This is a genomic window from Cupriavidus ulmosensis (genome assembly GCF_977008105.1).
In genome coordinates this window covers 261,376-275,262 of the sequence record NZ_CDRMWP010000003.1, presented here as the reverse complement: position 1 = coordinate 275,262, position 13,887 = coordinate 261,376, and the positions used below count along the sequence as shown (strand labels likewise).

The window sequence follows — 13,887 nt, the reverse complement described above, 5'->3', positions numbered from 1 at the left end:
ATCGTCCTCGGCTAGACTGGCTGGCCCTTCAGAGATTGCCGAGATCCTGTATGGCCACCGTCGAGCGTACCGCCTACCCGAGTTTCCCGAAGGTTTTCTCCACCAAGGAGTTACAGGCGTGTTACACGCCGGATGCCGAGGAACTGGAGTGGGCCACCCGCTCAACCCGTGGACAAGGTCCGCGACTTGGCTTGCTGGTGCTGCTGAAGGTCTTCCAGCAACTGCATTACTTCCCCAACCTGGACAGCATTCCCGTCGTCGTGATCGACCATGTGCGCGCCAGCGCTGGTCTGGCGCTAGATGCCGCATTTGGCTATGACCGCAAGCTGTCCCCCACGCTGTACCGGCATTACACGGCGGTACGCGAATTTCTCGGCGTCCAGCCCTATATTGGCACGGATGCCAACGAGGTCACGATCCGCGCCGCGCGCGAAGCCGCGGAAACGATGGACCAGCAAGTGGACATCATCAATGCCACCATCGATGCGCTGATCCTGCGCCAGGTCGAGCTGCCAGCGTTCTCCACCCTAGACAACATCGCCGAGCAGATTCACACCCGCACGCAGACCGCGCTGTTTCGACGCGTCGCAAGGCGCTTGTCGGATGAGGAACGGCAGCGGCTGGACCGGCTTCTCACCCGGGAATTCACCAACCGCCTGACCGCCTACAACAACATCAAGCGCCACGCGCGCCGTCCATCACGCAAGCATCTCAGCCTACTCATAGAACACCTGACCTTACTCGACGGTCTTGGCGATTTCTCTCGCGCAATCGCAGGCGTGCCCGCCTCGAAGCTGCGCTCGCTGGCCAGCCAGGCCATGAGCCTGGACGCGGCCAATCTACGGGAGATCCTGCCTGAGAAGCGCTACACGCTGATCGTCGCCTTGCTTAACCATATGCGCGTGCGCACCCGCGACGATCTCGCGGAGATGTTCATCCGTCGCATGGGCACCATCCACAAGCGGGCGCGCGATGAGATGGAGCGCATCCAGTCCCGTCAGCGCGCGCAGATGGAGAAGCTGGTCACCTTGCTCGACGGCGTGGTCGATATCGTCGCCGATGGCCAGGACGACGCGCTGATCGGCCGGCAGGTGCGCCGCTTCCTCGCGCCGTCCGGCGATCTGGAGCCGCTGCGCGAGAGCTGCGCCGAGGTGCGGGCCTTCAGCGGCAACAACTACCTGCCGCTGCTATGGCGGCATTTCCGCGCGCACCGCTCCGTGATGCTGCGCCTGGCGCAGGTGCTTGAATGGGAGTCGACCAGCCAGTCGCGCACGCTGCTGGCGGCACTTGCGGTGGTGCTGGACAACGAATCCCTGCATCGCGAATGGATTGCCGCCGACGTCGATGTGAGCTTCGCCTCGGAACGCTGGCGAAAGCTGGTGCGCCGCCCCCACGACCAGGGCGCCCCCACCAATCGGCGCTACCTGGAACTCTGCGTGCTCTCGCATATGGTCAACGAGCTACGCTCCGGCGACCTGTGCGTGGTGGGGTCGGATGCCTTTGCCGATTACCGTGCGCACCTACTGCCCTGGCGGGAATGCGAACGGCGCCTGCCCGAATACTGCGCCAAGCTGGACATGCCGGCCAACGCGCAGGACTTCGTGGCGCATCTACGCCAGTGGCTGACCGACACGGCGCGTACGCTGGATGCCAGTTTTCCCGACAAGCGCCAGCACGTCACCATCGGCCAGGACGGCGAACCCGTGCTCAAGCGGACGATCGCCAGGGAGATCCCGGCCAGCGCGGTGGCCCTGCAACAGGCGCTGATCCGGCGCATGCCCACGCGCAATCTGCTGGACGTGCTGGCCAACATCGAGCACTGGACCCACTTCACGCGGCACTTCGGCCCGCTCTCCGGCAGCGACCCCAAGATCCGCAATGCCGCCGAGCGCTACCTGCTGACTATCTTCGCCATGGGCTGCAACCTGGGGCCCACCCAGGCCGCCCGCCATATGGGGGATCGGGTCACGCCGCACATGATGTCGTTCGTCAACCGCCGGCATCTGAGCCTGGAGCGTCTCGAAACCGCGCAGCGGGAATTGATCGAACTGTATCTGCGGCTCGACCTGCCCAAGCACTGGGGGGATGGCAAGACCGTCGCGGCTGACGGCACTCAGTACGACTTCTACGACAACAACCTGCTGGCCGGCTACCACTTCCGCTACCGCAAGATGGGCGCGGTGGCCTACCGGCACGTGGCCGACAACTACATCGCGGTGTTCCGGCATTTCATTCCGCCCGGCGTGTGGGAAGCCATCTACGTGATCGAGGGTCTGCTCAAGGCCGGCTTGAGTGTCGAGGCCGATACCGTGCACGCCGACACCCAGGGCCAGTCGGCCGCGGTGTTCGCCTTCACGCATCTGCTGGGCATCAACCTGATGCCGCGCATCCGCAACTGGCAGGATCTGAAGCTTTACCGAGCCGATGCCAACACCAAATACAAGCACATCGACCGGCTGTTCTCGGACATCGTGGACTGGGAGCTGATCGCCTTCCACTGGCAGGACCTGATGCAGGTAGCGCTATCGATTCAGGCCGGAACAATCTCCTCGCCGCTCCTGCTGCGCCGGTTCGGCTCGGAAAGCCGCCGCAACCGCCTGTTTCTGGCGGCGCAGGAACTCGGCAAGGTCGTGCGCACAGCGTTCCTGCTCGAATGGATCGGCAGCCGCGAGTTGCGCCAGGAGATCACCGCGACCACCAACAAGATCGAGTCCTACAATGGCTTTGCCAAATGGTTCTCATTCGGCGGTGACGTGCTGGCCGAAAACGACCCCGACGAACAGCAGAAGCGCCTGCGCTACAACGACCTGATCGCCTCGGCCGTGATTCTTCAGAACACGGCGGACATGATGCAGGCCCTGCGCGCGATGGTGAAGGAAGGGATCAAGGTCGACGTGGCCGACATCGGCTTCCTGAGTCCCTACCTCACCAGCAACATCAAGCGCTTCGGCGACTATAAACTCAATTTGGAGCGGTTGCCGGAAGCCTGGATTCGCGACAGCCTCTTTGCCGGCCCCGCCCATTCCGTCCGCAAACCGCGTCATGCCTGACACCGATACCCCTTACGGCAGGGTCGACGCCGAGGCGTTGCAAGCGCTTCGGGACACGTTCGACACGACCACCATCCTGCGCGTGGTGGACCAACTCGATGCGATCCGCGCGCGTTGCTGTGAGCCAGCCGGGCTGCGCGACGATCTGCTGTGCTTGCACGGCATGGCACATACTCTGATCAACGGCGCCGCATTGTCGTATCCAACCACTGGTCCGACCCTCGTGGACCAAGCCGAGGCCATCATAGAAGAACTGGACGACTGGATCGTGCTGCTCAAGCGCGCCGTGCATGCGCTGCGCCCACTAGAGCCGCTGCGCCCCCGCGACGATGTCTGACTCGGCCAGGTCGCTTGCCCGTCGAGACGGCACATGTGAGGCCGGCTGCGACGAAGCGGCAGAAGCAGAAGCCGGAACGAGCTGGAGCAGCGTAGCCGCATCCACTACGCCCTTTGGCGAACTTTTCCCGCTAGCAGCGATGCGATCAGCGGGCAGGATACGTTGCCCTGGCGGGCATGGCAGGCGCACACCAGCTCAGACAGCACGGCCTCCATGCGTCTCAGGTCGGCAAGCTTTGCGCGCACGTCGTTGAGCTTGCGCTCGGCCAGGCTGCTGGCTTCCGCGCAATGAGTGCCGTCCTCCAGGCGAAGCAGTTCGCCGATTTCTTCCAGACTGAATCCCAGCCGCTGGGCCGATTTCATGAAGCGCACCCGGACCACAGCCGTTTCGCCATAGCGACGAATCCCGCCGGCGGGCTTGTCTGGCTCTGGCAGCAGCCCCTTGCGCTGGTAGAACCGGATGGTCTCCACGTTGACACCAGCCGCCTTGGCGAAGGCGCCGATGGTCAGGTTCTCCAATTCGCTCCACATATCGCTTTGCTCCGTACATTAGTACGGAAGTAAGGTTACGCTATCCCTTTCCTACTTCGAAAGGACAAACGCATGCCGCAACCGCAAGCCGGGCGCCGTGCGCTCTTCGCCGGCGGGCTCGCCGCCATCCTCGCCTCCACCTGCTGCCTGGGGCCGCTGGTCCTGATCGCGCTTGGTTTCAGCGGGGCCTGGATCGGTAACTTAACGGCGCTGGAGCCATACCGGCCGCTGTTCCTCGGCACCGCAGTGCTGGCGCTGTTCGTCGCCTGGCGGCGCATTTTCCGTCCGCCGCAAGTCTGCAACCCGGGGGAGGCCTGCGCCATCCCGCAGGTACACGCCACCTACAAGCTCATGTACTGGCTCGTCGCCCTGCTGGTTCTGGTCGCGCTCGGATTTCCCTACGTCACGCCATGGTTCTACTGATCAGGAGTTCGCCATGAGAAAGCTGTTTGCCGCCCTCGCTCTCGCCGCCGCCGTCGCTCCCGCATGGGCCGCGATGCAAACCGTCACATTGTCCGTGCCGGGCATGACCTGCGAGACCTGCCCGATCACGGTCAAGAAAGCGCTCTCCAAGGTCGACGGCGTAAGTAAGACCAGCGTGAGTTTCGAGAAGCGCGAGGCCGTCGTCACCTTCGATGATGCCAAGACCAGCGTGCAGAAACTGACCAAGGCGACCGAGAACGCGGGCTATCTGTCCAGCGTCAAGCAGTAAGCCACGGGAGCGAGGGAGCGACGCCATGGGACTGATCATGCGCATGGTCAACAAGGCCGGTGCCCTCGGCAGCGTCGTCTCGGCGATGGGTTGTGCGAGTTGTTTTCCCGCTATCGCCAGCTTGGGCGCGGCCATTAGCCTGGGCTTCTTGCGTCAGTACGAGGGACTGTTCATTCGTATCCTGCTGCCGGCGTTCGCTGGCATCGCGCTGCTCGCCAATGGGATCGGATGGCTTAACCATCGGCAGTGGCAACGGACCGCGCTCGGCGTGATCGGCCCGCTCCTTGTGCTGGCCGCGGTGTATTTGATGGTTGGCTGGTGCAGCGAAGCGCTGCTCTATGTCGGCCTGGCCTTCATGGTCGGGGTATCGATCTGGGACTTCGTCTCGCCGGCGAAGCGCTGCGGCGCACCGGACGCCTGTGAACTGCTGGCCAAACGCGGCTGACGCGCGTTGGCCATGATAGAAGGAACTGTGGCATGACCCACCTGAAGATCACTGGCATGACCTGCGACGCGTGCGCCGTCTACGTCAAGGATGCCTTGGAGAAGGTGCCGGGCGTGCGGTCGGCGGTCGTGTCCTACCCGAAGGGGACGGCGCGGATCGCTGCCGAGCCCGACACGTGGCCGGATGCGCTGACCGCGGCCGTGGCCGGACTCGGCTACCGGGCCATGCTCGCCGAGGCCCCGCCGGCGGAAAATCGCGGCAGCCCGCTCGACAAGGCCCTAGGCTGGCTGGGCGGCGGCGACAAGGGCGGGGACCAAGCCAGCGCCCTGCGCATTGCCGTCATTGGTAGCGGCAGCGCCGCGATGGCGGCGGCGCTCAAGGCCGTCGAGCGAGGCGCGCGGGTGACGCTGATCGAGCGCGGCACCATCGGCGGCACCTGCGTCAATGTCGGCTGCGTGCCGTCCAAGATCATGATCCGCGCGGCCCACATCGCTCATCTGCGTCGCGAAAGCCCGTTCGACGGGGGCATCCAGGCCACGCCACCGGCGATCCTGCGCGAGCGCCTGCTCGGCCAGCAGCGGGGGCGTGTCGATGAGCTGCGCCACGCCAAGTATGAGGGCATCCTGGCAGGCACGCCTGCCATCACGGTGCTGCGCGGCGAGGCCCGCTTCCAGAACGGGCACACCCTGAGCGTGCGCGTGGTCGAAGGCGGGGAGCGCGAGGTGGCGTTTGACCGCTGCCTGATCGCCACTGGCGCCAGTCCGGCGGTGCCGCCGATCCCCGGTCTGAAGGACACCCCGTACTGGACCTCGAACGAGGCGCTGGCCAGCGACACCCTGCCGAAGCGGCTGGCCGTGATCGGCTCGTCGGTGGTGGCTGTGGAGTTGGCGCAGGCCTTCGCTCGGCTCGGCAGCCAGGTCACGATCCTGGCGCGCAGCACGCTGTTCTTCCGCGAGGACCCGGCGATCGGTGAGGCCGTCACGGCCGCCTTCCGCGCCGAGGGCATCACAGTGCGGGAACACACGCAGGCCAGCCAGGTGGCCTACGCCGACAGCGAATTCGTGCTCACTACCGGACACGGCGAGATCCGCGCCGACCAGTTGCTGGTCGCCACGGGCCGCGCGCCCAACACGCGTGAGCTGGCACTGGAGGCGGCGGGTGTGAGGGTCACCGCGCAGGGCGCCATCGTCATCGACAATGGCATGCGCACCACGGCGCCGCATATCTACGCCGCCGGCGACTGCACCAACCAGCCGCAGTTCGTCTACGTGGCGGCGTCGGCCGGCACCCGCGCGGCGATCAATATGACCGGAGGCGATGCCGCGTTCGATTTGAGCGCATTGCCGGCGGTCGTGTTCACCGACCCGCAGGTCGCCACCGTGGGCTACAGCGAGGCGGAAGCCCACCACGACGGCATGGAGACCGATAGCCGGCTGCTGACGCTCGACAACGTGCCGCGCGCGCTCGCCAATTTCGACACGCGCGGCTTCATCAAGCTGGTCGCCGAGGCAGGATCGGACCGCTTGATCGGCGTGCAGGCGGTGGCGCCGGAAGCAGGCGAACTGATCCAGACGGCAGCATTGGCGATCCGGGCGCGGATGACCGTGCAGGAGCTGGCAGACCAGTTGTTTCCGTACCTGACAATGGTCGAGGGCCTGAAGCTCGCGGCGCAGACGTTCAGTAAAGACGTGAGCCAGCTATCCTGTTGTGCCGGATGACGAGAAAGGGAAACACTTTGCCGGCATCAGCTGGCATTATGAGAGACAAAGCGTGAACAAATCGTCAATTTGGAAAGTCATCTTGATTGTGTGCGCTGCCATCGGCGTGCTTGCCATCCTTGGTGTGGTAGGCATGCTTTTGATGCATCAGCGCATGATGGGTGGCCTGAGCTGTTGCTAGCCCGGATGCAAGCAAAGTAGCGGCGGCCTGGGCACCGACGTCGCCCATACCATGATGATTCAATGGAAGCCAAGCCCCCACCCGTGCGCGCCGTAGCGGCAAGCAGGTAACCCGTGGACGCCCCCTTTCCGACCGCTATTTACGCCGTCTCGTCGACCTCCTGGTGCGCTTGCGCGAGACCGTGCCATGCTGGTTGGGGGTTCGCCGGCGAGAGCCGTGCTGTCGTCGCAGATACCAAGCAAACAGTCCGAGCATACCAAGGATGATTGCCAGTGAGCTCAGGACGACGACGAGGACATCGTGGGGCAGATCAAAAGGGTTGTGGCGCACGGTCTGATTTCGATTCGGATTTGGCTAGCCAGGATCGTTGCGCAAAGGCGCCAATGCCTACCGGCTTGACGTTGCTAGGCCCTGCCGGCGGGTCAGAACGCGCACGGCCGTTGGCAGCAAGCCGTACGCGCATGGCGCGGATTATTTGCGCTGCATGTCAACGACCGTCGGCGCGCCATCCACCTTGTCGAAGGTCACCGACACGGCATCGCCTTCCTTGAACTTGCTAAGCGAGGCGCGATCCTTGACCGGAAACGCCATGGTCATGCCGGGCATACCCAAGTTCTCAATCGGGCCGTGCTTGAGCGTAACCTTGCCGGTCTGCGCATCGATCTTCTTGATTTCTGCGGACACCGGCCGAGCCGCTTGTTGTGAGGCAGCGGGTGCAGCGGGTGCCTTCATGTCCATGCCGTCCATCGAACCCACGGCGAACACAGCCGGTGCGGCAATGATGGCCAGGGCGGCGGCGAGGGTCTTGAGGTGTTTCATTGCGATTCCTCCTGAGGTGTGAGGTTGGGGGAAAGGGAAGTTTGCTTGATCTGACGGCGGCGTAGCAGCAGATACACCGCCGGGACCACAAACATGGACAGCAGCGGCGCCGTCACCATGCCGCCGACCATTGGCGCAGCGATGCGCTGCATCACTTCTGAGCCGGTGCCGTGCGACCACATGATCGGCAGCAGGCCGGCCAGAATCACAGCGACGGTCATCGCCTTTGGGCGCACACGCAGCACGGCGCCTTCCTCGATGGCATCGAGCAGGGCCGCGAGATTGCTTTGCCCATCCTCGAGCCGTGCTTGCCAAGCGTGTTTCAGGTAGAGCAGCATGATGACGCCGAATTCCGCAGCGACCCCGGCGAGTGCGATGAAGCCGACAATCCCCGCGACCGATAGGTTGTACCCCAGCAGATAGAGTAACCAGAAGCCGCCGATCAAGGCCAGCGGCAGGGTGCCCATGATGAGCAGTGCCTCATCCAGACGGCCGAATACCAGATAGAGCAGGACGAAGATGATCAGCAGCGTGAACGGGACCACCACCTTCAGCTTCGCGGTGGCGCGCTCGAGATACTCGAACTGCCCCGACCAACTCAGGGAGTATCCGGCTGGCATCGGGACGGCTTTGGCGACCGCCGCCTGCATGTCCTGCACGGCAGAGCGCAGGTCCCTGCCGCGAATGTCGACGTAGATCCACCCGGAGAGTCGCGCGTTTTCACTGCGCAGCATGGGCGGCCCTTGCACGACCTGGATGCGCGCAACGTCGGCCAGCGTGATTTGCAGCCCCTTGTCGGTCACGATGGGCAGGCTGCGCAGTTGCTCGATGGAGTCCCGATAGTCACGCGGATACCGGACATTGATGGGAAAGCGCGCGAGCCCGTCGACCACTTCGCCGACGTTTTCGCCACCGATGGCCGATGAGACGATCGCCTGAACGTCTTCAATGTTCAGGCCGTACCGACCCGCAGCGCCCCGATCGATATCGACGTCAATGTACCGGCCGCCCGTGAGCCGTTCGGCCAGCGCGGAAGTGACCCCCGGAACCGTCTTGACGGCCTCCTCGATGCGCGTGGCCAGGCGATCGATTTCCTTCAGGTCGGTACCGGCGACCTTGATCCCCACCGGGCTTTTGATGCCGGTGGCGAGCATGTCGATGCGGTTGCGGATCGGCGGCACCCAGATGTTGGACAGCCCTGGCACCCTGACGACCCGATCCAGTTCCTCGACCAGCTTGTCGGTGGTCATGCCGGCACGCCATTGGTCCTTGGGCTTGAACTGGATGGTGGTCTCGAACATCTCGATCGGCGCCGGATCGGTGGCGGTATCGGCGCGGCCCGCCTTGCCGTACACGGTCGCCACCTCCGGCACGGTCTTGATGAGCCGATCGGTCTGCTGCAGGAGCTGGGAGGCCTTGCCTGCGGAGAGGCCTGGCAACGCCGAGGGCATGTAGAGCAGATCGCCCTCATCCAGGGGCGGCATGAATTCGCCGCCAATGCGCATAATGGGCCACGCGGTGGCGATGAGCAGCACGGCGGCGATCGCCAGGGTGGTCTTCGGATATGCAAGGACCTTGCCGAGCAGCGGCTGGTAGCCGCGAATCAGCCAGCGATTGAGCGGATTGGCCTGCTCCGACGGGATCTTGCCGCGGATCATGTAACCCATCAGCACCGGTACCAGGGTGACGGACAATCCCGCTGCGGCCGCCATGGAATAGGTCTTGGTAAAGGCGAGCGGCGAGAAGAGCCGGCCCTCCTGCGCCTCCAGTGTGAACACCGGAATAAACGACAGCGTGATGATCAGCAGCGAGAAGAATAGGGCAGGCCCAACCTCGGCGGCAGATTTGCCGATGACGCGCCAGTGTTCATGGGCGCGGAGTTCGCGCTGCGGATTGTCGGCATGCCAGTGCTCGAGATGCTTGTGCGCGTTCTCGATCATGACCACCGCGGCATCGACCATCGCGCCGATGGCGATGGCAATGCCACCCAGCGACATGATGTTGGCATTCACCCCCTGGTAGCGCATCACCAGGAAGGCGGCCAGCACGCCCAGCGGCAGCGAGACGATGGCCACCAGCGCCGAGCGCAGGTGAAACAGAAACACCAGGCAGACCAGCGCCACGACCGCAAATTCCTCGATCAGCTTGGTGGTGAGATTGGCCACCGCCCGCTTGATCAGTGCCGAGCGGTCGTACGTCGTAACGATCTCGACGCCCTTGGGCAGGCTCTTCTGTAAGGTGGCGAGCTTGGCCTTGACCGCTTCAATGGTCTCCAGGGCATTCTTGCCTGAGCGCAGCACGATGACGCCGCCGGCCACTTCGCCCTGGCCATTCAGTTCGGCAATGCCACGCCGCATCTCGGGGCCGAGTTGCACGGTGGCAACGTCGCCCAGCCATACCGGGATGCCAGCGTCGCTCGTCACCAGCGGAATCTGGCGAAAGTCGTCCAGCGTTTTCAGATAGCCGGTCGCCCGGACCATGTACTCGGCTTCACCCAACTCCAGCACCGAGCCGCCGGTTTCCTGGTTGGCGCCCTTGAGCGCTGCCAGCACCTTGGCTTGCGACAGGTTATAGGCGCGCAGCCGATCCGGCATCAGCACGATCTGGTATTGCTTGACCATGCCGCCGAGCGAGGCCACTTCGGCGACGTTGGGCAGCGATTTGAGCTCGAAGCGCAGGAACCAGTCCTGTAGCGCCCGTAACTGGCTGAGGTCATGCTGGCCGGTCTTGTCGACCAAGGCATACTCATAGATCCAGCCGACGCCGGTCGCATCGGGTCCGAGCGCGGGCTTGGCTGCCGCGGGCAGCCGCGATTGCACCTGGTTCAGGTACTCGAGCACGCGTGAGCGCGCCCAGTACAGGTCGGTGCCGTCTTCGAACAGCACATAGACATAGGAGTCACCGAAGAACGAGTAGCCGCGCACGGTCTTGGCCCCGGGCACCGACAGCATGGTCGTGGTGAGCGGATAGGTGACCTGGTTTTCCACGATCTGCGGCGCCTGCCCAGGGAAGGGCGTGCGGATGATCACTTGCACGTCGGACAGGTCTGGCAAGGCGTCGAGCGGCGTACTCTGTACCGCCCAAAGTCCCCACGCGGTCACCATGACGGTGGCGAGCAGCACCAGGAAGCGATTGCGGATGGAGGCGAGGATGAGTCGGGCAATCATGGCTTCGCTCCCGCAACGGCGGCAGCCGACTCGACCGCGGACAGGGTCGCCACGCCGTCCTTGTCCAGTCGGAAGCGGAACCGGACCTGATCCCCCGGCTTGAATCCCTTGGGCATGCCGGCTGGCGGCGCGCCAAACTCCATCGTCATGGCGCCCCACTGCGCTGACGGAATGGGCCCGTGGGAGATCGTCATGCTCTGCTCGGTGACGGCCTCGATCCGGCCGACGCCTTGATGTTCTGGCCCGGGCGCTGCTGCGGCACCAGGGGCCGACGCGCCGGCTGCCGACGCGGCCGTGGGCGCGGTCATGCGCTGTGCAGTGCCGCGCAGACTCGCCTCCGAGTCGATCAGGAACTGTCCGGAAACGACCACCTTCTGGCCCGCTTTGAGACCCTCAATGATTTCGGTTTGGCCGCCCGCAGCCGCGCCGGTCTTGACCTCCACGGGGCTGAATCCGCCTTGGCCGGATGCCACCATGGCGACCGTGCGCGTGCCGGTACGGATCAGCGCCTCGGTTGGTACCAGCAGGCGATCCGGTCCGGGGGCGGCGTCAAAGCGCACCGAGACAAACATGCCGGGCAACAGCTGGCGTGCCTTGTTCGGCAATTCGATGCGCACCTTGACCGTGCGGGTACCGGCGCTGATATCCGGCAGGATGGCATCGACCTTGCCCGACAGCGTCTCGTCGGGCAAGGCTGCGGCGGTGGCCGACACCGTCTGTCCGGGCCGCAACGGGGCGGCCTGGCTCTCAGGCACCTCGGCGATGACCCATATGGTCGCAAGGCTCGCGATGCGAAAGAGGGTCGTTCCCGGTGAGACCGTCATGCCGTCGCGCGCACCGATTTCGGTGACGATGCCGTCCACCGAACTGGTGATCGTCAGCCGCGGCTGCAGTTTGCCGGTGGACTGTACCAGCCGGATATGGCTCTCGGTCATGCCAGCCTGACGCATGCGCGCAATGGCGGCCTCGCGCAGCTCGCGCTGTAGGCTGCCATCCATCCGGTTGACCGCCAGGTATTCTTCCTGCGCCGCGACCCATTCCGGCGCATAGATTTGCGCCAGCGCTTGACCTTTTCGGACCGGATCGAGGGTGGTCCGGGCATACGCGTGTTCTACGAATCCGCTGGTGCGGGCCTGCAGCACTTCGATGCCGCGTTCATTGATCGCGACATTGCCCGGTACTTGCAAGGCGGCCTCCAGCCGGCCGGTCTTCACCTCGGCCGTGCGGATGCCAAGGTTCTGTGTCATGCGGCTGTCGATGGTGACGGCCGCGCCGCCGCTGGCTTCTTCGTACACCGGCGACAACGGCATGTCCATGTACGGCGACTTGCCCGGCTTGTCAAAGCGCTGTCCTGGCACCATCGGGTCGTGCCAGTAGAGGAGGCGCTTGCCAGTTTTCGGGTCAATGTCGCCCGCCTTGAGGGCGGCACCGCTGGCGCCGCCGCCCGCGGTTGCCGACGCGGGCGACTGCTGGCGCCCTTGTTGTTGACCGAGGTAATAGGCAGCCCCAACGCTTGCCACCACCATCAGGCCTGCCACCGTCCGTGCAATCGTGGTCTTGTTCATGGTTGAGCTCCTTGCAGTGACGTGGGCTGGACTGCGGTGGGTAACGGCATCAGGAAGGTCAGGTCCGCCCAGAGTCGGGCGGTGGCAGCCTCAAGCTTCAGGCGCTCAAGCGAAATATTGAGCGCCTTGCGGCTGGCATCGGCCACAGCGGTCAGGGTGCCGGCGCCCGCTCGATAGGCGGTCAGGGCTGCCTCGGTCTGTGCCTTGGCCAGCGGCACGGTGGTGCTCCGATAGCGCTCGAGCCGCGCCTGGCTGAGCGCCAGCTCCGCCTGCTTGCCGCGCAACTGCCCGAGCAAGCCGCGGCGTACGACCTCGGCTTGCGCGCGCGCAGCGTCGGCCTGCGCAAGCCTTGCGGCCAGTTCCCGATCCTGGCGATGCTTCTGGTCCCAGGGCAGCGGCAGTGAGACGTTGAGCGAAACCATGTTGGAGTAGGCGGGGCCGCGCTGGCTGTACATCAGTTCCACGCTCACATCCGGGATCTTGTTCTCCCGAGCGACCCGGCTTTCCGCCTCGGCGACGCCCACCTGTGCCTCGGCCGCCGCCACGTCCGGCAGTTGCGCCACGCCGTCGGCGTCCAGGGTGTTGAGCCAGGCCGGCGCCTCGAGGCCAGGGCGTTCGGCCAGGGGACGCTCTGCGGCCTCGCCCACCCAGCGGCGCAGCATCGCTCGGGCTGACCCCAGTGCGGCGCGGGCCTCGTCTTCGCGATCCTGCAGTTGCCGGAGTTCCAGTTCGGCGGCCAGGATGTCCGCACGGGAGCCGCGGTTGCCGCGATAGGCAGCCTGCGCCGCCTCCACCATCAGCTTGATGGACTGCGCCTGCTCGGTGAGCACGCTGTAGGCACGTTCGGCGTACCAGCGGTCCAGCCAGGCCGTGGCGGCGCCACGCTGCACCGTCGCCAGCGCCGCCGTACGCTGGGCCTCTGCCGACGAGGCCTCAGCCTCGAAACGCTGAGCGCGGGCCTCGCGCTTGGCCGATCGGGTGAATTCCTGCATCAGGCTGATCGAGCGCATCGTCATCGAGTCTGTGCCGAGGGAAAACCCGTCGCGGCCATCAGCCGGCACGTTATTGACGCCGACCTTCAGGACCGGGTCTGGCAACTGTCGGCCAGCCACCGCCATCTCGATGGCGGACTGGACCGCTGAGCGCGATGTTTCGGCATCCGTCGAGCGGGAAGACGCGAGCGCCACGGCTTCCTGCACGGAGAGTGCGGCCGCGGGCTGCGCCCATCCGGGATGGGCAGCGGCGAACAGCGTAAGGGCGAGCGTCAGCCGGCACCCATACGCAAAGGGAAAACGCAAATGCATAAAGCCTCCGCAAAGCAACGACCACCCTGAAGACTATGGTTCAGGGCACGATAGTAGGC

At 65.0% G+C, this 13,887-nt stretch carries 12 protein-coding genes; 6 read left to right on the top strand and 6 right to left on the bottom strand.

All coding sequences use genetic code 11. The annotated features are described in order from the left end of the window. The first annotated feature begins 50 nt into the window (after positions 1 to 50). Complete coding sequence (locus tag ACWTPI_RS35270) at positions 51 to 3,050, top strand: Tn3 family transposase (protein ID WP_454731549.1); 3,000 nt, start codon at positions 51 to 53, stop codon at positions 3,048 to 3,050. Beyond that, a complete protein-coding gene (gene tnpC / locus ACWTPI_RS35265) occupies positions 3,043 to 3,387 on the top strand; it encodes a Tn3 family transposase post-transcriptional regulator TnpC (RefSeq protein WP_454731550.1) in 345 nt (114 codons plus the stop codon). Before ACWTPI_RS35270 ends, tnpC begins: the two co-directional genes overlap by 8 nt. Before the next feature lie 104 nt (positions 3,388 to 3,491). On the opposite strand, the gene merR is transcribed toward tnpC, so the two are convergent. Next, positions 3,492 to 3,917: an Hg(II)-responsive transcriptional regulator gene (gene merR / locus ACWTPI_RS35260; RefSeq protein WP_454731551.1), complete on the bottom strand. Its 426-nt coding sequence runs from the start codon at positions 3,915 to 3,917 to the stop codon at positions 3,492 to 3,494. Positions 3,918 to 3,989: 72 nt separating this feature from the next. Here merR and merT point away from each other — a divergent pair, with 72 nt between their 5' ends. From merT to merA, 4 genes are read left to right on the top strand one after another with little or no spacing between them, the layout of a single operon-like run. Beyond that, positions 3,990 to 4,340 (top strand): mercuric ion transporter MerT, encoded by a 351-nt coding sequence (gene merT / locus ACWTPI_RS35255; RefSeq protein ID WP_454731552.1) that lies wholly within the window; start codon positions 3,990 to 3,992, stop codon positions 4,338 to 4,340. 13 nt (positions 4,341 to 4,353) lie between these two features. Further along, a complete protein-coding gene (gene merP, locus ACWTPI_RS35250) occupies positions 4,354 to 4,629 on the top strand; it encodes a mercury resistance system periplasmic binding protein MerP (RefSeq protein ID WP_454731553.1) in 276 nt (91 codons plus the stop codon). 25 nt (positions 4,630 to 4,654) lie between these two features. Beyond that, complete coding sequence (gene merC, locus ACWTPI_RS35245) at positions 4,655 to 5,074, top strand: organomercurial transporter MerC (RefSeq protein WP_454731554.1); 420 nt, start codon at positions 4,655 to 4,657, stop codon at positions 5,072 to 5,074. Positions 5,075 to 5,106: 32 nt separating this feature from the next. After that, positions 5,107 to 6,792, top strand: a complete 1,686-nt coding sequence (merA, locus tag ACWTPI_RS35240; RefSeq protein WP_454731555.1) for a mercury(II) reductase — start codon at positions 5,107 to 5,109, stop codon at positions 6,790 to 6,792. Positions 6,793 to 6,856: 64 nt separating this feature from the next. Here merA and ACWTPI_RS35235 read toward each other — a convergent pair whose 3' ends face one another. From ACWTPI_RS35235 to ACWTPI_RS35215, 5 genes are all read right to left on the bottom strand, one after another. Then, a complete protein-coding gene (locus tag ACWTPI_RS35235) occupies positions 6,857 to 7,021 on the bottom strand; it encodes a hypothetical protein (protein WP_454731556.1) in 165 nt (54 codons plus the stop codon). 423 nt (positions 7,022 to 7,444) lie between these two features. Then, complete coding sequence (locus ACWTPI_RS35230) at positions 7,445 to 7,792, bottom strand: copper-binding protein (protein WP_454731557.1); 348 nt, start codon at positions 7,790 to 7,792, stop codon at positions 7,445 to 7,447. Beyond that, entirely contained in the window at positions 7,789 to 10,959 is a 3,171-nt protein-coding gene (locus ACWTPI_RS35225) for an efflux RND transporter permease subunit (protein WP_454733270.1), read from the bottom strand. Before ACWTPI_RS35225 ends, ACWTPI_RS35230 begins: the two co-directional genes overlap by 4 nt. Further along, positions 10,956 to 12,524, bottom strand: a complete 1,569-nt coding sequence (locus tag ACWTPI_RS35220) for an efflux RND transporter periplasmic adaptor subunit (RefSeq protein WP_454731559.1) — start codon at positions 12,522 to 12,524, stop codon at positions 10,956 to 10,958. Before ACWTPI_RS35220 ends, ACWTPI_RS35225 begins: the two co-directional genes overlap by 4 nt. Further along, the gene (locus ACWTPI_RS35215) at positions 12,521 to 13,828 is read right to left on the bottom strand and encodes a TolC family protein (protein WP_454731560.1); all 1,308 of its coding nucleotides are present in this window, start codon (positions 13,826 to 13,828) and stop codon (positions 12,521 to 12,523) included. Before ACWTPI_RS35215 ends, ACWTPI_RS35220 begins: the two co-directional genes overlap by 4 nt. Between the last annotated feature and the right edge of the window lie 59 nt (positions 13,829 to 13,887).